The 18,388-nt window shown below is 69.5% G+C and carries 20 protein-coding genes; 13 read left to right on the top strand and 7 right to left on the bottom strand.

Annotation, left to right across the window (positions count from 1 at the left end; all coding sequences use genetic code 11):
- Positions 1–3 precede the first annotated feature (3 nt).
- Positions 4–990 (bottom strand): M64 family metallopeptidase, encoded by a 987-nt coding sequence (locus DI276_RS43270; RefSeq protein ID WP_112275015.1) that lies wholly within the window; start codon positions 988–990, stop codon positions 4–6.
- A gap of 128 nt (positions 991–1,118) precedes the next feature.
- On the opposite strand from DI276_RS43270, the gene DI276_RS43265 reads away from it, so the two are divergent.
- The 4 genes from DI276_RS43265 to DI276_RS43250 all read left to right on the top strand — a co-directional run bounded on the left by DI276_RS43265 (position 1,119) and on the right by DI276_RS43250 (position 5,775).
- Complete coding sequence (locus DI276_RS43265; protein WP_112275013.1) at positions 1,119–1,895, top strand: cytochrome c biogenesis CcdA family protein; 777 nt, start codon at positions 1,119–1,121, stop codon at positions 1,893–1,895.
- Between the two features lie 41 nt (positions 1,896–1,936).
- Positions 1,937–3,412, top strand: coding sequence for a cytochrome c biogenesis protein ResB (gene resB, locus DI276_RS43260; protein ID WP_112275309.1), 1,476 nt, complete (start codon positions 1,937–1,939; stop codon positions 3,410–3,412).
- Positions 3,412–4,338 carry a c-type cytochrome biogenesis protein CcsB gene (gene ccsB / locus DI276_RS43255; RefSeq protein ID WP_112275011.1) on the top strand — a complete coding sequence of 309 codons (927 nt, stop codon included), beginning with the start codon at positions 3,412–3,414 and terminating at the stop codon, positions 4,336–4,338. The genes resB and ccsB overlap by 1 nt, the downstream gene beginning before the upstream one ends.
- Before the next feature lie 255 nt (positions 4,339–4,593).
- On the top strand, positions 4,594–5,775 hold the full coding sequence (locus DI276_RS43250) for a MinD/ParA family ATP-binding protein (protein WP_112275307.1): 1,182 nt from the start codon (positions 4,594–4,596) through the stop codon (positions 5,773–5,775).
- 65 nt (positions 5,776–5,840) lie between these two features.
- Here DI276_RS43250 and DI276_RS51640 read toward each other — a convergent pair whose 3' ends face one another.
- Both DI276_RS51640 and DI276_RS43245 read right to left on the bottom strand, forming a co-directional pair.
- Positions 5,841–6,008, bottom strand: a complete 168-nt coding sequence (locus tag DI276_RS51640) for a hypothetical protein (protein WP_086667950.1) — start codon at positions 6,006–6,008, stop codon at positions 5,841–5,843.
- A gap of 57 nt (positions 6,009–6,065) precedes the next feature.
- Positions 6,066–6,272, bottom strand: a complete 207-nt coding sequence (locus tag DI276_RS43245; RefSeq protein WP_112275009.1) for a BldC family transcriptional regulator — start codon at positions 6,270–6,272, stop codon at positions 6,066–6,068.
- A 162-nt stretch (positions 6,273–6,434) separates the two neighbouring features.
- Here DI276_RS43245 and DI276_RS43240 point away from each other — a divergent pair, with 162 nt between their 5' ends.
- Genes DI276_RS43240 through DI276_RS43200 form a run of 9 tightly spaced genes read left to right on the top strand, consistent with a single transcriptional unit; the run spans position 6,435 to position 14,324 of the window.
- Positions 6,435–6,899, top strand: a complete 465-nt coding sequence (locus DI276_RS43240) for an Lrp/AsnC family transcriptional regulator (RefSeq protein ID WP_112275305.1) — start codon at positions 6,435–6,437, stop codon at positions 6,897–6,899.
- 4 nt (positions 6,900–6,903) lie between these two features.
- Positions 6,904–7,173 (top strand): DUF4229 domain-containing protein, encoded by a 270-nt coding sequence (locus tag DI276_RS43235; RefSeq protein ID WP_232837313.1) that lies wholly within the window; start codon positions 6,904–6,906, stop codon positions 7,171–7,173.
- Between the two features lie 26 nt (positions 7,174–7,199).
- Positions 7,200–8,288 carry an L-cysteine desulfhydrase Cds1 gene (gene cds1 / locus DI276_RS43230; RefSeq protein WP_112275005.1) on the top strand — a complete coding sequence of 363 codons (1,089 nt, stop codon included), beginning with the start codon at positions 7,200–7,202 and terminating at the stop codon, positions 8,286–8,288.
- 54 nt (positions 8,289–8,342) lie between these two features.
- Positions 8,343–8,648 carry a hypothetical protein gene (locus tag DI276_RS43225; protein ID WP_112275003.1) on the top strand — a complete coding sequence of 102 codons (306 nt, stop codon included), beginning with the start codon at positions 8,343–8,345 and terminating at the stop codon, positions 8,646–8,648.
- On the top strand, positions 8,645–12,079 hold the full coding sequence (locus DI276_RS43220; protein ID WP_112275001.1) for a methyl-accepting chemotaxis protein: 3,435 nt from the start codon (positions 8,645–8,647) through the stop codon (positions 12,077–12,079). Before DI276_RS43225 ends, DI276_RS43220 begins: the two co-directional genes overlap by 4 nt.
- On the top strand, positions 12,076–12,495 hold the full coding sequence (locus DI276_RS43215) for a hypothetical protein (protein WP_112274999.1): 420 nt from the start codon (positions 12,076–12,078) through the stop codon (positions 12,493–12,495). The genes DI276_RS43220 and DI276_RS43215 overlap by 4 nt, the downstream gene beginning before the upstream one ends.
- Positions 12,492–13,469 (top strand): hypothetical protein, encoded by a 978-nt coding sequence (locus DI276_RS43210; protein ID WP_112274997.1) that lies wholly within the window; start codon positions 12,492–12,494, stop codon positions 13,467–13,469. Before DI276_RS43215 ends, DI276_RS43210 begins: the two co-directional genes overlap by 4 nt.
- Positions 13,470–13,473: 4 nt before the next feature.
- On the top strand, positions 13,474–13,923 hold the full coding sequence (locus DI276_RS43205) for a hypothetical protein (protein ID WP_112274995.1): 450 nt from the start codon (positions 13,474–13,476) through the stop codon (positions 13,921–13,923).
- Complete coding sequence (locus tag DI276_RS43200; protein WP_112275304.1) at positions 13,923–14,324, top strand: hypothetical protein; 402 nt, start codon at positions 13,923–13,925, stop codon at positions 14,322–14,324. The genes DI276_RS43205 and DI276_RS43200 overlap by 1 nt, the downstream gene beginning before the upstream one ends.
- Before the next feature lie 4 nt (positions 14,325–14,328).
- Here DI276_RS43200 and DI276_RS43195 read toward each other — a convergent pair whose 3' ends face one another.
- From DI276_RS43195 to DI276_RS43180, 4 genes are all read right to left on the bottom strand, one after another.
- Entirely contained in the window at positions 14,329–15,201 is an 873-nt protein-coding gene (locus DI276_RS43195; protein ID WP_112274993.1) for a 1,4-dihydroxy-2-naphthoate polyprenyltransferase, read from the bottom strand.
- A gap of 46 nt (positions 15,202–15,247) precedes the next feature.
- Positions 15,248–16,336 (bottom strand): hypothetical protein, encoded by a 1,089-nt coding sequence (locus DI276_RS43190; protein WP_112274991.1) that lies wholly within the window; start codon positions 16,334–16,336, stop codon positions 15,248–15,250.
- 74 nt (positions 16,337–16,410) lie between these two features.
- Entirely contained in the window at positions 16,411–17,442 is a 1,032-nt protein-coding gene (gene menE / locus DI276_RS43185; RefSeq protein ID WP_112274989.1) for an o-succinylbenzoate--CoA ligase, read from the bottom strand.
- 2 nt (positions 17,443–17,444) lie between these two features.
- Positions 17,445–18,347: a 1,4-dihydroxy-2-naphthoyl-CoA synthase gene (locus DI276_RS43180; protein ID WP_198681264.1), complete on the bottom strand. Its 903-nt coding sequence runs from the start codon at positions 18,345–18,347 to the stop codon at positions 17,445–17,447.
- Positions 18,348–18,388 lie beyond the last annotated feature (41 nt).

The raw sequence follows: 18,388 nt of genomic DNA, 5'->3' as shown, positions 1-18,388 counted from the left end.
CGCTCACCGCCCCGCTGGGGCGGCGGCGTCGTTCAGGGACGGGATCTTGGCCTTGAACGCCTTGACCATGGCGTCCCTGCCGATCAGGTTGAACTCCTTGCCCAGGGTTCGCATGATCGAGTTGGCCGTGGGGCGGTAGAGGCCGGTCTTGTAGTAGCGGGCGCCCTCCACCGGGGCGATCACGCCGCCGTCCGGCGAGGGCTGGCCCAGGTACTCGCCCCACTTCGCGCCGGTCGGGTCCTTGGTCACGTTGATCTCGCGCGGTTCCAGGCCCGTGTAGTTGGCGTACGGGTAGTCGTACTCGTCGGCCAGGCCGCCGATGGAGTGGCCCAGTTCGTGGATCGCGATCTGGCCCGCCTGGGCGTTGGAGCCGGAGGCGGTGGCCACCGAGCCGCCCGCGCCGCCGTACTTCGTGGTGTTGCCCAGTGCGATCACCTGGTCGGCCTGCGGGGCCAGGGCGGCGTACTCCTTGGCCTTGGTCTCGTTCACGCAGAGCAGGCGTTCGGTGTTGGCGTCCCGGCCCTGGCACCAGAAGCCCATGTCCAGAGCGGTGTCCTTCAACAAGCCCTTGGTCGGGTCGTGGTCCACACCGGACTCGGTGGAGATCACGTTGACCTGCCAGACGTTGAAGTACGGCTTGAAGTCGGCGAAGGGCTGGACGGCGGAGAGCTCGTCCCACTTGCTCTTCACGTTGGCGGAGTAGGTCGCCAGGTCGTCCGACGTGTAGCCGTCGCCCACGAAGACGAGGTCGAAGGCGTCCGCCGAGTCGCGGTCGCCCCAGATCTTGACGACCTCGGCGGCGGCCGTGGTTCTGAAGCCCGTTGTTTTCTCGGCTGGGGGCTTTGGCGTGAGGGTTTGGGTGATGGAGCCGTCTTCGTTGAAGACCTCGCGCCATTCCATCGCCGGGGCAGCGCCGCCGGCCGGTACCTGGGCGAACAGGGCCAGCGCGGTGACGGTCAGCGCTGGGAGCAGCAGCCGGGAACGTTGCATGCGCTGACGCTAAGCAACCGTGTTGTCACTCACAAGGCGGCGATCGTCGGTACTTGGAGCAGGTGTGGTGGCTGCAAAAGGTGACACCGGTGGGTGGGTGATCTGGGCAACTACCTACCCTGAGTTGTGTGAACCCCACCGATCTGGCGATCTCCGGGCCGTTGCTGCTGGCCACCGGGGTTGCTTTGCTCGCCGGGTTCATCTCGTTCGCTTCGCCGTGTGTGGTGCCGCTGGTGCCTGGTTATTTGGCGTATCTCGCCGGGCTCGTTGGTGCTGAGGCGCCTCGGGTCGAGGCCGATGAGCCGGCCAAGGCCGGGCGGTGGCGGGTGGCTGGGGCCTCGCTGCTGTTCGTGCTCGGGTTCACCGTGGTGTTCGCGTTGGCCTCGATGGCGATTCTCGGGGCTTCGGACGCGTTGTTCTTGAACGCCGATCTGTTCCAACGGATCGGTGGCGTGGTCACGATCGTGATGGGGCTGGTCTTCTTAGGACTGGTGCCGGCGTTGCAGAAGGACGTGCGGTTCCACGCCAAGCCGCAGGCCGGGCTGTTCGGGGCGCCGTTGCTCGGGGCCGTGTTCGCGCTCGGGTGGACGCCGTGCCTCGGGCCTACGTTGGCCGGGGTGCTGGCGGTGGCGCGGAGCACCGAGGTCGGGTCGTCGACGGTGCGCGGCGCGGTGCTCGTGTTGGCGTACTGCTTGGGGCTCGGGTTGCCGTTCGTGGTGCTGGCGCTCGGGGCGCGGTGGGCGTTGGGCGTGACCAAGTGGTTGCGGACGCACGCTCGGCAGGTGCAGATCTTCGGTGGCGTGTTGCTGATCCTCGTGGGGATCGCGCTGGTCACCGGGCTCTGGGGTGAGTTCGTCGGGTGGCTGCGCTACTCGTTCGTCGACGTCGTGAGGCTGCCGCTCTAGTGATCGCCTTCCTCCGCAACACCTGGCGCGGGCTCACCTCGATGAGGACCGCGCTGACCCTGCTGTTCCTGCTCGCGCTCGCGGCCATGCCGGGGGCGTTGCTGCCGCAGCTGTCGCTGAACGCGTCGAAGGTCGACGAGTACGTCGCCCAGCACGGCTGGTGGGGGCGGTTCCTGCTCAAGCTCGGGTTCTTCGAGGTGTACGCGACGCCGTGGTTCGCGGCGATCTATCTGTTGTTGTTCACGTCGCTCGTCGGGTGTCTGCTGCCGCGCACGTGGGAGTACTTCAAGCAGATGCGCGCGCGGCCGGTGCTGACGCCGCGCAACCTCTCGCGGATGCCGCACCACGCGCAGGCTGTGCTCGACGTGACGCCGGAAGAGGTCGTCGAAAAAGCGAAGAAGTCCATGCGCGGCTGGCGGATGGACGCCGGTGACGGCACGGTCAGCGCCGAGCGGGGATATCTGCGCGAGACCGGCAACCTGGTCTTCCACTTCGCGCTGCTCGGGCTGCTGGTGTCGTTCGCGCTGGGCAAGATGTTCAGCTACGAGGGCCAGGTCATCGTCCAGGCCAACGGCGGCCAGTTCTGCAACGGCGGCATCTTCAACTACGACCAGTTCCGGCCGGGGCTGCGCGTCGACGGCACGGACCTCACGCCGTTCTGCGTGGAGGTCGGCAAGTTCTCCGCCGAGTACCTCGACAACGGCCAGCCCGTCGGTTACCAGGCCGACATCCGCTACCAGTCGGGCGCCGACCTCGCGGCGAACACGTGGCAGCCGTACAACCTGCAGGTCAACCACCCGCTGCGGACCGACGGCGACCGGCTCTACCTGCTCGGCCACGGGTACACGCCTACGTTCACGGTGACGTTCCCCAACGGCGAGAAGCGGACGCAGGGCATCCAGTGGCTGCCGACCGATCAGTTGACGCTGGCCTCTGAGGGCGCGACCAAGTTCGATCCGCCCGGCGTGACGGACTCCGAGCAGCGTCGCAAGAGCCAGATCGCGGTGACCGGCCTGCTCGCGCCGACGCCGTTGCTGCACGGCAACATCCTGAACTCGAAGTTCCCCGCGCTGAACAACCCGATGGTCGCGGTCGACGTGTACCGCGGCGACCTCGGCGTGGACGACGGCCGCGGCCAGTCGATCTTCTCGATCGACCAGAAGATGGTCGAGCAGGGCCGGTTGCAGAAGGTCGCGCGCAAGAACCTCGCGCTGGGCGAGGAGATCGCACTCGACGACGGCACCAAGGTGCGGTTCGACTCCGTGAACGACTGGGTGTCGTTGCAGGTCTCGCACGACCCGACGCAGGGGTACGTGCTGTTGTTCGCCATCCTGATCATCCTCGGCCTGGGGGTTTCGCTGACCGTCAAGCGCCGCAGGGTGTGGGTGCGTGCGACCCCTCAGGACGACGGGCGTACGTTGGTCGAGGTCGGTGGGCTCGCCCGCACTGACCAGGCAGGATACGGCGAGGAGTTCACGCGGCTCGCCCGCGCGGTCTTGAACGAGGAGAAGTCCTGATGCCGGTCAACGAGACCCTCGCGACCTACAGCGACTGGCTGTACCGCAGCGCGCTGGGCGTCTACCTCTTCGCGATCCTGCTCTACGCGGTGGAGCAGGCGTTCGCCCGTGCCCCGCGCAAGAAGGCGGAAGCGTTGGTGGGGGCCGGTGCGCCGGTGCCGGGCATCCTCGCCGACGAGCCGAAGAGCGAGCTGTCGAAGCCGGAGCGGATCGGCCGCATGGGTGCCGCGCTGACGGTGCTCGGCGCGGTGCTGCACCTGGCTTCGCTGGTGATGCGCGGTCTCTCGGCCGGGCGGGCGCCCTGGGGCAACATGTACGAGTACATGTCGCTGCTGTGCCTCGCCGCGGTGGTGACGTGGCTCGTGCTGATGGCCAAGTTCCCGATCCGCCGCCTCGGCGCGTTCGTGCTGACGCCGATCCTGATCCTGCTGTTCCTCGGCGGCACCGTGCTCTACGCCGAGTCCGCGCCGGTCCAGCCCGCGCTGCGGTCGTACTGGCTGGTGATCCACGTCTCGGTGATCTCGATCTCGTCCGGCGTGCTGCTGATCCCCGGTGTGACGTCGATCCTCTACCTGCTCAAGGACGGCAAGGCCGACCGCTTCCCGAAGCTGCCGTCCGCCGACGTGCTGGACCGGATGTCGTACCGGACCACCGTGCTGGCGTTCCCGCTGTTCACCGCGGGCATCATCTGCGGAGCGATCTGGGCGGAGGCCGCCTGGGGCCGGTTCTGGGGCTGGGACCCCAAGGAGACCGTGGCGTTCGTCTCGTGGGTGGTCTACGCGGCGTATCTGCACGCGCGTGCGACCGCCGGTTGGCGTGGTCGTGGGGCCGCTTGGATCAACGTCGCCGGCTTCGCGCTGAACGTGTTCAACCTGTTCTTCATCAACTTGGTCACCAGCGGGTTGCATTCGTACGCGGGTCTCTAACGACTTGGCCCCCAGGTCGATGGAACCGGCGTTGGTTGCGTACCGTCGCAACCTGGGGGTCGGGGAAGTCCTGGTCCCTCTTGCTCAGGGAGGGCCACAGCGGTGAATTGGCAACCACCGGGTGAGGAACAGGGCTCCGGCCCACAGCACGTCGACCCGCAGACGGCCTACCTCGACCCGCAGCAGTCCGGTCCGCAGCACGTCAGCGGCGGCCAATCAGGCCCGTACCACGTGGGTGGCGGCCCCCAGGCCGACATGTACCAGGTGCCCGGCAACGCCTCCGGCCCCTACCAGGTGCCCGGCAACGCCAGTGGCCCGTACGCGGTGCCCGGTTCGCAGTCCGGCGCGTACTCGGTGGACGGCTCCGGCCCGTACCAGGTGGGCGGCGGCCAATCGGGTGCTTACTCGGTCGGCGGTGGCCAGTCCGGACCGCACAACATGCCGCAGCACACGGCCCAGTACGGCCAGTTCGCCGGCGCGCAGTACCCGAACAACTTCCCGCAGCAGCAGTACCGCTCGCAGGCGCAGGAAGTCTCGTCGCAGCAGCTGATCAAGAAGGAGAAGCGGCCACCGGCATCGGGCTGGCGCAAGTCGCTGCACAACATGACCGGCGGCGCGGTCAACCTCGGTGAGAGCGCCGCCGACGTGCGCAGGCGTGAGCTGATCGCGCGGATCAACCAGCCGCTGCGCGGGTGCTACAAGATCGCGATGTTGTCCCTGAAGGGCGGCGTCGGCAAGACCACGACGACGACCACGCTGGGCTCGACGTTCTCGTCGCTGCGGGGCGACCGGGTGATCGCGGTCGACGCGAACCCCGACCGCGGCACGCTGGCGTTGAAGATCCCGCGGGAGACCACGGCGACGGTGCGGCACCTGCTGCGCGATGCCCCGCGGATCACCCGGTACAGCGACGTGCGTGCGTACACCTCGCAGTCGCCCGCGCGCCTCGAGGTGCTGGCGTCCGAGCAGGACCCGGCCGTGTCGGAGGCGTTCAGCGAGGACGACTACCGGCGCACCGTGGCGTTGCTCGAGCACTTCTACAACATCGTGCTCACCGACTGCGGCACCGGACTGATGCACTCCGCGATGAAGGGCGTGCTGGACGAGGCCGACCAGCTGGTGCTGGTGTCGTCCGGCTCGGTCGACGGCGCGCAGACGTCGGCGGCGACGCTGGACTGGCTGGAGGCGCACGGCTACCGCGACCTGGTCGCGAAGTCCGTCTGCGTGATCAACTCGGTGCGCCCGAAGTCGGGCAAGGTCGACCTCGACAAGCTCGCCGCGCACTTCCAGCAGCGGTGCCGCGCGGTGGTCCGCCTGCCGTTCGACGAGCACCTCGAAGAAGGCGCGGAGATCGCGCTGGACCGGCTCGCGCCGGAGACCCGCCTGGCGTTGCTGGAGCTCGGTGCCGTCGTGGCCGACGACTTCCCGAACGCCTAGTCAGGCGGTTTCACGCGCTGCACGACCTGGCGAAAGGGGCCCTGGGGACAGGGCCCCTTTTCCGGTCACTCGTCGCGTTTGCGCTGCTCGTCGAGCTTGCGCAGGAACTCCGGGTCGTCGTCAGGTGCGATCACCTTGCGGCCCGGCGTGTACTCCGAATGCTGTGGGGCGAAGGCTCGCCACACCAGCACAGCCACGGTGAGCGCACCGATCACCGCCAGCAGGTAGATCATCTGGTCGCCACCTCCCTTTGCCACGAGATTACCCGCGGCACAGGGATTACTACGGTTTCAGTGGCGGACGGGTTCAGATGCCTCGGTCGTCAGCTCCGACAGCAGAGCCTTCACCTCGGTCTCACGGAACCTGCGGTGTCCTCCAGGCGTGCGGATCGAGCCGATGCGACCTGCGGTGGCCCATCGGGTCACGGTCTTCGGGTCGACCCGGAACAGATTGGCGACTTCCCCAGGCGTCAAAAGCCGCTCGGTGGCTGCAGTCACTCGTCCTCCTCAGATCAGACGTTCCGGTCTGATCGTGGCATCTGACCCATCAGGTACTCGAACGCTTGTTTTTTGGTAAAGAGGTAGTAAGGGACGACCGGGGCGAACCGGACATCCGACCGGGACGACGTGTGGACGGTGTGTGGGCATAGGGTGTTCCGGGTGGACGCTCTTGATCGACAGATCATCGCCGCACTGCGCGCCAACGGCCGGGCCACGTACGCCGATCTCGGCAGGCAGGTCGGCCTCTCCGCCTCCGCCGTGCACGAGCGGGTGGGCAAGCTCGAGTCCAGCGGCGTGATCGTCGGGTATCACGCCGTCGTCGACCCGAGCGCGGTCGGCCTGGGCGTCACCGCGTTGATCGGCATCCACCCCACCGACATCGCGGACGACAACGAGGTCGCGGACGCGTTGAGCGAGCTCATCGAGGTCGAGTCCTGCTACCGGGTGGCCGGCGACGAGTCGTTCATCGTCAAGGTCCGGGTGGCGACGGTGGACGACCTGGAGCGCTCGCTCGGACGGCTGCGGCGCATCCACGGCGTTGCCCGCACGCGCACGACCGTGGTGTTGTCGACGCGTTTCGAGGGACGGCCGAACACCGGTGACGAAGCGGGCGACGTAACCTGAACAGGTGCTCGCTCGAGATGTGACGCTTTACGTCCTCGCCCGCCTCGGTCTCGTCGCGGTGGTGACGGGCGCGCTCATGTTGTTCAAGGTTCCTTTGCTTCCCGCGCTGGCCGTTGGCGTGGTCGTTGCGCTGCCCGCGTCGTTGTTCCTGTTCAAGGGGCTGCGGCAGCGCGTGGCGGCCGGGTTGAACGAGCGGCAGGAGCAGCGCAGGGCCGAGCGCGACAAGCTGCGGTCCGAGCTTCGTGGTGACGAAGGTCCTCTCACCCAGGCATAGGGCGTCTGCGCGGTTATCGTGCCGCTGTGAGTACCTCCGTTGACCGTTGTTGCAGCAGGACCAGGCACTGGGTGTGCGAAGCCGTCGGGATCATCGAGGCGGACGCGAACCGCAGCGCGGACACCCACCTGCTGCGCTATCCGCTGCCGCTCGACTGGGGCATCGACCTCTACCTGAAGGACGAGTCGACGCACCCCACCGGCTCGTTGAAGCACCGGCTGGCGCGGTCGCTGTTCCTCTACGCGATCTGCAACGGCTGGATCACCGGTGGCACGCCCGTGATCGAGGCGTCGTCCGGGTCGACGGCGGTCTCCGAGGCGTACTTCGCCCGGCTGCTCGGGCTGCCGTTCATCGCCGTGATGCCCCGCTCGACCTCGGCCGAGAAGGTCGCGCTGATCGAGCGGCAGGGCGGGAAGTGCCACTTCGTCGACGAGCCGTCGGCGATCTACGACGAGTCGCGGCGGCTGGCCTCCGAGCTCGGCGGCCACTTCATGGACCAGTTCACGCACGCCGAGCGCGCGACGGACTGGCGTGGCAACAACAACATCGCCGAGTCGATCTTCGACCAGATGAAGCTGGAGCCCTCGCCCCGGCCCGAGTGGATCGTCGTGGGCGCGGGCACGGGCGGCACGTCGGCCACGATCGGCCGGTACATCCACTACCAGAAGCTCAACACCCGGCTCGCCGTGGTGGACCCCGAGTTCTCGGTGTTCTTCGACGCGTGGCGGGACAGCGAGCCCGAGCTGGTGGGCACGCGCGGCTCGCGGATCGAGGGCATCGGCCGGCCGCGGGTGGAGCCGTCGTTCATCGGCGAGGTGATCGACCGGATGATCAAGGTGCCGGACGCGGCGTCCGTGGCGACCATCCGGTACGTGGAGGACCTGCTCGGGCGGCGGATCGGCGGGTCGACCGGAACAAATCTCTGGGGAGCGTTCCAGATCGTGGCCGAGATGCGGCAGTCTCGCACGCGCGGGAGCGTGGTGACTCTGTTGTGTGACGGTGGCGAGCGTTACGCGAACACCTACTACGACGACTCATGGGTATCCGCACAAGACATGGACCTCGACCCGTGTCTTGACCGCCTGAACAACTTCCACCGCACGGGGAACTGGTGACGGGAGTCCTGCGTCACAGCGTGACCTGAGCACTTGAGTCCGCAGGGGGGACCCGTGTCGTCGCTGTTCACCGACGCCGCCGAGCTGCGCGCGTACGCCGAGTATCTGCGCACCGAAGCGCAGGAGTTCGAGACGATCCGCAAGTACGTCCACGCCACGGCGTGCGACAAGTCGGGCTTCACCGGCCTGCTCACGTTGCTGCAGCCGGGCGTGGACATCGTGCGCGCGCTGTTCGACGAGACGCTCGACTTCGGCAAGGCCAAGCTGGAGGGCACGGCGTCCGCGGTCGACTCGACGGCCGCCGTGTACGAAGCCGTCGACCGGGCTCAGGTCGCGATCTTCAACGGGATCCTGAAGTGACCACCGCCTACCGGGACCCGCGCCCGGTCTCCGCGTCCTTGCAGCAGCCAGAGATCGACCGGGCCTCCCTGAACGACGTCCTCGCCGACCAGGGCTGGGGTGTGCAGGCGGTCAACTGGGTCTTCGAGGCCGTGACCGGCGAGTCGCTGGTCGAAACGATCATCACGCCGATCACCGGCGACTGGTCGAAGATCCGCGCCGACGGCGACGCGTGGCGCATGGTCGGCAACGCGATGAACGACATGTCGTACAACCTCACCGACGCGGTCGGCAAGGCGCGCGAGCACTGGGACGGCGACGCCGCCCGCGCCCACGAGCGGTACGTCGCGCTGGGCTGGAAGGCGGCCCTGTTCGCCGAGATGGGCGTCACCCAGCTCATCGCGAAGGGCTTCGACACCGTCGCGTCCGGTGCCGAAGCCCTCGGCAAGCAGGCCGCGCGCCTGCTGGACTACCTGGTCAACAAGCTGCTCGAGGCCGCCGCCACCGTCTGGGTCCCCGTGGCGGGCTGGATCAAGGCCGCCGAGATGGTCTGGAACGCCTACCAGATCTACCGCCGCGTCATGGACATCATCGACACGGTTCGCAAGCTCATCTCCGACGTGAAGGCCTTGTTCGACGCCGTCGGCCGCGTCTTCTCGGCCATCGGCAAGCTGAAGGACGCCGACTCCCTGGCCGAGGCCATGAACGCCACCCAGGAGGTGGCGGAGGCGGGCCGCGACGTCCGCAACGCGGTTAACGACATCCACGACGACATGACCTCGATCAAGGACTCGGCCACCGAGATCGCGGACCGCGGCAACGACATCGGCTCGAAGGTCCGCGAGGTCTACACCCCGCCCGGCACCTCGGACGACATGAAGCCGGCCGCCGTCTCCTCGGTCGCTCCCGGCGGTGCTCCCGTCTCCGCCCCGCCCGTGATCCCCGGCGGCCCGGATGCGCCCGCCACCCACACCGCAACGGCCGGCGGCCCTTCAGTGTCCGCGCCGCCGTCGCTGGGCGCCGGCGGCTCCGGCGGTGGTCCTGGTGGCGGTTCTGCTGGCATGCCGACCGGCGGCCCAGGAGCCCCGTCCGGTGGCCCTGCCGCGCCTCCGCGCCCTGACACCACGCACACGGCCGGTGCAGCCCCTGCAGCCGCTCCACCGGCGCACCACGCCACCCCGGTCGGCGGCGCGATGCCGATGGGCGTGCCCCCGATGGCAGGCGGCGGCGGTGACTCCACGCGCAGCTCGGGTTCGCGCCCGGGCTCGTCCGCAGGCTCCGCGTGGCCCTCCTCTTCCGGCGCCCCGTCCGGCCAGGCGAAGCCTCCGGCCACGGGCCTCCCGACGCCTCCTGGCCAGGGCCTGCCAACGCCGCCCGGCCAGTCGAACTCCGGGCCTGGCTCCGGCGGCGCCCGTCCCGGTGGGGCGGGCCTGCCCACGGCGCCGTCCGGCTCGCACGCGACTCCGGGTTCCGCCGGCTCGCACTCGGCTCCAGGTTCCGCTGGCTCGCACCCGGCCCCAGGCTCTGGCGGCTCGCACCCGACGCCAGGCTCTGCGGGTTCGGCTCCAGGTTCCGCTGGGTCGCACCCCACGCCAGGTGCTGGAGGCTCGCACCCGACCCCAGGTTCCGCTGGGTCGCACCCGACGCCGGGGTCCGCTGGGTCGCAGCCGGGTTCTGGCGGTGGCTTGCCCACGCCCCCGAACTCCGGAAGCCACCAGCCCGGCACAGGCGGCAGCCACCCGACCCCGGCTGGTTCCGGTGGCGGCCTGCCCACGCCTCCCGGCCACCCGAGCGCCAGCTCAGGCACGGCAACGGCGCCGGCCCCGTCAGGCGGCGGCCTCCCATCGCCTCCCGGCCACCCAACGCCGAGCAGCGGCGGCGGCCTGCCGTCCCCGCCCGGACACGACAGCCCGAGCACAGGTGGTGGACTGCCGTCCCCGCCCGGACACCAGTCGCCGAGTGCGGGTGGCGGTCTGCCGTCGCCTCCCGGACACCCGACGCCGAGTTCCGGTGGCGGGCTGCCGTCGCCTCCGGGACACGACGGCCCCAGCGCGGGTGGCGGCTTGCCGTCGCCTCCCGGACACCCGACGCCGAGTTCCGGTGGTGGACTCCCGACGCCTCCCGGACACGACGGCCCGACCGCAGGCGGCCACCCGAGCCCGAGCACGGATCACCCGACGCACAACGGCTCCGGCGGCACGCCGCCGTCCAGCACGCCGCACGACACGTCCAGCCCTCGCCCGCACGACAGCACGCCCAGCGGGTCGACGGACACCAAGCCCCACGACACACCGGACGGCTCCAAGCCGCACGACACGACTCCGCACGACCCCGGCACCAAGCCCCACGACCCCGGCACCAAGCCCCACGACACCGACGGCAAGCCCCACGACGGTGATCCCAAGCCCCACGACACAGGCACCAAGCCTGACGCGGACGCCAAGCCCGACAGCGACACCAAGCCGGACGCCGACGCCAAGCCCGACGCGGACACCAAGCCCGACACAGACACCAAGCCCCACGACGACAAGCCAGAGGACACCAAGCACGACACCGACACCAGCGCCACCGACGGCCCCAAGCCGGCCCCCGACACCACCCCGGCCACGGACCACGACGCCGACCCCAAGCCGCACACCGACGACGCCTCCACCGGAGCCCACGAATCGGCAGGCGGCAGCGGAGCGGACGGTGGCGACCACGGCACCGGGAAGACGCACGACATGGCTCCCCAGTTCGGCGAGGACGCCATCCGGGCTCAGGGTGACGGCTACCAGCGCCAGCTCGAGAACCTCCTGCACACCGAGGAGGAGCGCGAGCGGTACGTCGAGCTGAGCAAGAAGCCCGCCACCGAGCTGAGCCAGGCCGAGGCGGCGCACGTTGCCGACATCCGCAACAAGATCGACGTCGGCGGCGACCAGATCGTCACGAAGGTGCTCGGGCAGGGGGCCGTCGACGGGTACCTCGACAAGGGCTGGCAGGGGGTGCAGGGGTCGATCGCCCGCGGTGTGGACGTCGTGGACATCAACAACCCCAAGGGCCTGCGGGACGGGCTGGCGCTGGACGACGGTCTCGGCAACGCCGGGTGGTCGCCGATCAAGGAAGGCCAGCAGCAGGCCTACCAGATGCGGTGGAAGCCGGGCGACACGGCGGACGACATGTTCGTGCCCTTCGGCGGGCCGCAGAAGGCCGACTACGACAGCCCGGCCGAGAAGGCGCACTACGACCAGAGCGCCCAGCAGATGGCCGACCAGGGCGGCGCGAGTTCGCCCACGCGGATGGATCATCCGTTCACCGGCAGCGGGTCCACGGGTGGTGGCGTGCCGGAGTGGCAGGCGCCGCGCGGGACTTCGCTCGGGCAGCGGGCGGAGATCTGGACGGTGAACGCCGACGGGGCGCCTGAGAAGCTGTACGCCGTGTACGAGAGCGGCCTCGGCTGGAAGAAGGCGTGACGACCATGGTCGAGGTGACCAGGTACCCGAACGAGCTGCTGGCGGAGTACCGCGGCGAGCTCTACTTCGTGAGCACCGTCGACGTGCCGGACGGGTTCGTGCGCCTGCGTGAGATCCCAACAGAGCGGTACGAGCACGCAAAGCACGCGGACCAAGAGGTGCCCGTCAACGACCTCGATGCCGCTTACCGCGACAAGACGCGGGCGACGTGGCGGGGTCAGCCGTTCGTCCTCGACAAGATCGAGGGCGACAAAGCACTCGCCGGGTACGACGGGCGCGACGCGGGGTGGGCCAAGGCCAACGGGCTCGACGGCAACCAGTACGACTGGTTCCAGGGCTGGCTCGCCGTCAGCGAACTGGAGGACGTGCACGTCGACCGCACCGACCTGCTCGCGCGGTGGAAGAGGGAGAAATGACGCAGATCGTGCAGAAGGCGGCCGGCATCGGGCCGGAGACCATCCTGCAGAAGATCGTGCACCCGGCGATCGCGCAGCTCTACCTGGGCAACGTCGTGGTGCCCGGCAAGTTCGAGCCGCACCGGGCCGCCGGGTTCGTCACGCGTGGCCAGGACTTCCCGAAGGGCACCGCGGACGAGTTCGCCGAGGCGTTCGGCGTCGACAAGGTGAAAGACTGGCCCAGTGGAACCCAGTACCTGCTGCGGTTCTACGCGCACACCACCGAGCTGTTCGACACGAGCTTCGGCGGTCCCACGCTCGAAGGCGCGCAGAAGATGGGCACCACCCGCGTGTACCCGGCGCCGTTCACCGGCACCGGCTACACCCCGAGCGACCAGCCGATTCCCGAGTACGTCATGGAGCTCACCGAGCTCGCGGCCGGCACCGAGCTGTGGCGCTTCGAGCCGAACGGCGACGCGCGCGGCGTCGGCCGGTACGTCAACCGGCAGACCGGCTGGATCCCGATCGGCGACGTCGGCTTCGGGCCGGGCCGGTTCTGGCAGTATCCGGTGCCGTTGCGCCCGACCGTCCGACGTGGACTGACGGGGAAGTACAACGGCGTCCAGTACGACATCGACTTCGCCCCGCAGCCCGGCCGGCTCCTGCTGCACCCGCTGGCCGGTCAGCCCGCGCCGGAGGACTTCGTCGAACGCGACGGCGCGCGGTTCCTCGAGGTGCTGGACGTGCAGGTCGAGGACCTCGCGTACCTGCGCAAGCTCTGCACGTACCGCGGTGCGGAGTTCGAGATCCTCGGCATCATGGGGGACCAGGCCGTCCTGCACTTCCTCGGCGAGAACTACGAAACGGCCCAGCAGCTCGGTCTGTCCGAAGTAGACTTCCGGCAGTGGCGCACCCTCGCGGCGCGCAGCGAGCTGGCCGATGTCCGCGACGAGATCAGGCCGATCCAGCAGGGCATTTTCGCGAGGGAGAACTGAACCGATGACCACGCCCAACGACAGCTGGAAGACGCCGGAGCTGCGGGCGGCCGAGGCGCAGGTCGACGCGCGCTTCAAGGAGGCGCAGGACCTCGCCAACCGGCTGAAGGACACGCCGCTGCCGCCGGTTCCGCCGGTCGACTTCAAGGCGATCGCCCAGCAGGTCGAGCGCGCGGCGCAGGAGCGTGACGCGCCGGAGCAGCTGAAAGCCTTGAAGCGCAAGGTCGACGCGGGCGAGTTCACGTGGGAGGACGTCGTCTCCGGCAAGGCGGCGGCCGACCCGGACGTGCAGGCCATGCAGCAGGAGAACGTCAACAAGATGAAGCAGGCGTTCCAGATGCTGCAGGAGGGCATGACCGCCGACGAGATCATGAACGCGCAGAACCCGCGCAGAGGCCGGGGTGACGACGGCGACGAGAACGACCCCGACATCTTCGCGGAGGACAAGTGGTGATGACGGCCTGGCGGACACCGGACATCCTTGCGGCAGAGGGCTTTCTCACCAGCGCCGTCGCGGACGTGGACCGCGCGATGCGGGCTGCCCAGCAGAGTCTGAAAACCAAGGAACCATCCACTGAGGACGTGCGCAGGGTGATGCAGTTCGCCAAGTCGAGCGAGGCCTCACCGGCGATGCGGCAGCTGGCCGACCGCATCGCCCGCGGTGTCGGGCTGAGCTGGCGTCAGGTCCTCACCGGCGAGGCGAGCCACGATCCCCTGGTGCGCCAGGCGCTCGAGGCCGACCGGGCGAGGCTCAACGAGTTGATCAAGGGCGAGACGGCACCACCGCCGGCCCCGCGCAGGCCCGTCCGGCGGGACGAGGACGAGCCCACCCAGTTCACCGAGGACGCCTGGTAGGAACTCAGTCGAGGAACAACCCGACGCTGACCAACAGTGCCCAGGCCAGCATCGCGAACCCGGTGAACTGCAGCACCGGGATCAGGTCACGGCCACCACGTCCGGACGCCACCCTGCGCACCGCCGGCAACAACACCGGCGCCGCAAGGAACCCGAGCAACGCGTACGGCACCCGCACGGTCATCCCGAGCGCGATCAGGAACGGCACCGCCACCAGCGCGAGGTAGAGCCTGCGGGTGTCCTTGTCGCCCAGCACCACGGCCAGGGTTCGCTTGCCCGACACCGCATCCGTCGGGATGTCGCGCAGGTTGTTGGCCACCAGCACGGCCGCCGAGATCGACCCCATCGCGATGGAGGCACCGATGCCGATCCCGGTGATCTCGCCGCTCTGCACGTACAGCGTGCCCAGCACCGCGGCCGGCCCGAAGAACAGGAACACCGCGATCTCGCCGAGCCCCGCGTAGCCGTACGGCCGCTTGCCGCCCGTGTAGAACCACGCCCCGGCGATGCACACCGCGCCGAACGCGATCATCCACCAGTACCCGGACAACGCCACCAGCGCGATGCCGGCCAGCGCGCCGACCCCGAGCGAGATGAACGCGGCGAGCCGGACGGCAGAGGGCTCCGCGGCACCGGAACCGGTCAGGCGGAACGGCCCCACCCGGTTGTCGTCGGTGCCGCGAATGCCGTCGGAGTAGTCGTTGGCGTAGTTCACGCCGACCTGCAGCGCGATCGAGACCACCAGCGCCAGCACCGTGTAGAGCACGTTGAACTCGTCGATGTGGTGCGCCGCCGCCGCGCCCACGATCACGGGCGCGATCGAGTTCGGCAGGGTGCGCGGGCGGGTCCCCTGGATCCACTGGACGACTGAGGCCATGCCTCCATCCTCCGCTATGACCACTGAGGACCCGCCAACGGGTGTATCAGCAGCTAGTCGCTCCGCTGACCCCAGCCACGTACGCCTTGGCGACGTGCTTGCCGGGCGCGATGCGGTACCAGATGTTCGACGTGCCCTGGGTACCCGAAACCGACTCGCCCGTCAGCTGACAGGTCACCCTGACCTGGGCGTGGTTCGCGGCCAGACCCACCTGCGAGGTCGAGGAGTTGGCGCCGCTACGCACGTTCACGGTGCCGTTCGCCGCGGCGGTGCGGACCGTCCCGACCGGACCGGAGCCGGTCCACAGGTAGGTCACCGTCACCCACGAGTTCGTGGTCAGCTTGAGGCCGTCCCAGAACGTGCCGTCGGCCAGGTCGATGCCGGCCGGGTTGGCGACCTCGCGGCCGAACTGGTCTTTGCCGCCGTTGTAGTTGTCCTGGTAGGCGGCCTGCGCCTCGGGCTTGCCCTGCGGCAGGTTCTTCCACATCTCCCGCGTGGCAGAGGGGTTCCAGTAGTCGTCCTTGGTGTTCCACGGGCCGACGTCCCACACCGGCGCCCACTCGCAGCGCCCGTTCGACGCGCAGATCTGCACGCTGTAGCTGCCGGAGTTGTTGGGCGCCAAGCCACGGCGCGAGGGCAGCGCGGCGAAGTGGTCGCGCGAACGGATCGTGTGGCCGTTCGCCGTCGTGCCGCCGACCAGGCCCTCACGCGTCGCGTACACGCGGTACGAACGTCCAGCAGCAGCAACGGAAACGTCTTCCGAAGCGGCGGGCGCGACCGAAGCTGTCAGCTTCACGCGCTCTGCCTTGCCGCTGCTGAGAACCACGCGCGTCTGCACGGTCGAGGTGGTCACCGGCAACGTCGCCGGCGCCTCCAGCCACTCGGTCCACTGGCCGTCCGGACGCAGACCGCGCACGTCGACGACACCATCGCCGGTCACCGCCGCCGTGACCGCGTTGGCGGGCTGGGCGAGTCTGTGCGGTTCGAGCTCGATCAGGCCCATCCGCGGGGAACCGCCCCACGAAACGGCCTTGTAGGTGAGATCGGCGGACCACTCGTTGCCGGCTGCCTGGGCAGGGGACGCCAGCCCGACCGCCAATGCGGCTCCGGCGACCAGCGATAACAGGTAGCGCATGAGAAACCCCCATCGCTAACGCACGCGGCGAGGTCCGCGCGCTTCGCGGGAGAGTTGTCCTCAGCGGTAAAGGTTCACCTAAAAGAGTCAGCCACTGTCGCTCGGTCGACTTTGCCAGGTCCGCGCAACGGCAGCTCCGACACGAACCGCACCAGCTTCGGCACCGCAGCCCTGCCCACGGCCTCCGCAACCGCACCCTTCAGCTCATCCGGCGAAGGCGCCGCGCCGCGCACGACGACAGCCGCCGCGACGACCTGACCCCACTCGTCGTCCGGCACCCCGACGACACACGCCTCCAGCACGCCCTCAACGGTCGCCAGAGCCCGTTCCACCACCACCGGCGGCACCTTCTCGCCGCCCGTGACGATCACGTCGTCCGCGCGCCCCAGCACCTCCAGCCGCCCGTCTCGCAGCCGCCCGAGGTCGCCGGTGCGGAACCACTCGCCGAACGGTTCCGCACTGCCCCGGTAGCCCAGCGCCAGCACCGGCCCGCTGATCTCGATCACGTCGTCGGTGCGCAGCCGGACGTCCCGCAGCGGTTCGCCGTCGTACACACACCCGCCGGCCGTCTCGCTCATCCCGTACGTCGTGACGACCTGCACGCCGAGCGCGCGCGCCTGCTGCAGCAGCTTCGGCGGGGTGGCGGCCCCGCCGATCAGCACGCCGTCGAACTGCCGCAGCGCCGCGAGCCCCGGCCCTTCGCCGACGACGAGCCGGGACAGCTGCGTCGGCACCAGCGCGGTGTAGTGGCGGCCGGGCTGGGCCAGCACCGGCCGGGCGGCCTGCGCGAACCCCATGGCCCGGAAGCCCTTCGACATGTCGAGCACGCCGGGCGTGGTGCCCGCGACGATCGACCGCACCAGCACCTGGACGCCGGCGATGTGGCCGGTGGGCAACGCCAGCAGCCACGTGCCGGGCCCGCCGAGCCGCTCGTGCGTGGCCTCCGCCGACGTCGTCAGCGCGGAGGCGTCGAGCAGCACGGTCTTGGGCTCGCCCGTCGACCCGGAGGTGGGCACGCCGAGCACGGCCCGCTTCTCCCAGCCGTCGAGCGGGCCGTCGACCAGCGGTTCTCCGCCGCTCAGGGCCAAGCGCAGTTCGTCGAGCATGATCAGAAGTAGTACGGGTAGTTCGACCAGTCGGGGTCGCGCTTCTCCAGGAACGCGTCGCGGCCCTCGACGGCCTCGTCGGTCATGTACGCGAGCCGGGTCGTCTCGCCGGCGAAGAGCTGCTGTCCCACCAGACCGTCGTCGATCAGGTTGAACGCGTACTTGAGCATCCGCTGGGCGGTCGGCGACTTGCCGTTGATCTCGCGGGCCCACTCCAGCGCCGTGGTCTCCAGCTCGGCGTGCGGCACGACGGCGTTGACCGCGCCCATCTTGTGCATCTCCTCGGCGGAGTACGTGCGGCCGAGGAAGAAGATCTCGCGCGCGAACTTCTGCCCGACCTGACGCGCCAGGTACGCGGAGCCGTAGCCGCCGTCGAACGAGCCGACGTCCGCGTCGGTCTGCTTGAACTTCGCGTGCTCCGCGCTCGCGAGCGTGAGATCGCACACCACGTGCAGGCTGTGGCCGCCGCCGGCCGCCCAGCCGGGCACGACCGCGATGACGACCTTCGGCATGAACCTGATCAGCCGCTGGCACTCCAGGATGTGCAACCGGCCCGCGCGCGCCGGGTCGACCGTGTCGGCCGTCTCACCGGAGGCGTACTGGTAGCCGCTGCGCCCGCGAATCCGCTGGTCACCGCCACTGCAGAAGGCCCAGCCGCCGTCACGCGGGCTGGGGCCGTTGCCGGTGATCAGCACGCACCCGACGTCGGACGACATCCGCGCGTGGTCGAGCGCCCGGTACAGCTCGTCCACGGTGTGCGGCCGGAACGCGTTGCGGACCTCGGGCCGGTTGAACGCGATGCGGACCGTGCCCTGGTCAAGCGCCCGGTGGTACGTGATGTCGGTGAAGTCGAAGCCCTCAATCGGCTTCCACAGCGACGGGTCGAAGAGCTCCTGATCTGCCACTCGCAAGACTCTAAGCGCCCGGAGCTGAGACCAGCGGGCGA

The sequence above is a fragment of the Lentzea terrae genome, from assembly GCF_003265345.1.
Taxonomy (GTDB): Bacteria; Actinomycetota; Actinomycetes; order Mycobacteriales; family Pseudonocardiaceae; genus Lentzea; species Lentzea terrae.
Note: the sequence above shows the minus strand (reverse complement) of the source record. Positions and strands in the feature narration are given on the sequence as shown.

Bases quoted from the DNA above. Each gene is read 5' to 3' on its own strand.
- DI276_RS43270 (WP_112275015.1), bottom strand. From the start codon at position 990: ATGCAACGTTCCCGGCTGCTGCTCCCAGCGCTGACCGTCACCGCGCTG.
- resB (WP_112275309.1), top strand. From the start codon at position 1,937: ATGAGGACCGCGCTGACCCTGCTGTTCCTGCTCGCGCTCGCGGCCATG.
- ccsB (WP_112275011.1), top strand. From the start codon at position 3,412: ATGCCGGTCAACGAGACCCTCGCGACCTACAGCGACTGGCTGTACCGC.
- DI276_RS43250 (WP_112275307.1), top strand. From the start codon at position 4,594: ATGTACCAGGTGCCCGGCAACGCCTCCGGCCCCTACCAGGTGCCCGGC.
- DI276_RS51640 (WP_086667950.1), bottom strand. From the start codon at position 6,008: ATGATCTACCTGCTGGCGGTGATCGGTGCGCTCACCGTGGCTGTGCTG.
- DI276_RS43210 (WP_112274997.1), top strand. From the start codon at position 12,492: ATGACGCAGATCGTGCAGAAGGCGGCCGGCATCGGGCCGGAGACCATC.
- DI276_RS43205 (WP_112274995.1), top strand. From the start codon at position 13,474: ATGACCACGCCCAACGACAGCTGGAAGACGCCGGAGCTGCGGGCGGCC.
- DI276_RS43200 (WP_112275304.1), top strand. From the start codon at position 13,923: ATGACGGCCTGGCGGACACCGGACATCCTTGCGGCAGAGGGCTTTCTC.
- DI276_RS43195 (WP_112274993.1), bottom strand. From the start codon at position 15,201: ATGGCCTCAGTCGTCCAGTGGATCCAGGGGACCCGCCCGCGCACCCTG.
- DI276_RS43190 (WP_112274991.1), bottom strand. From the start codon at position 16,336: ATGCGCTACCTGTTATCGCTGGTCGCCGGAGCCGCATTGGCGGTCGGG.
- menE (WP_112274989.1), bottom strand. From the start codon at position 17,442: ATGCTCGACGAACTGCGCTTGGCCCTGAGCGGCGGAGAACCGCTGGTC.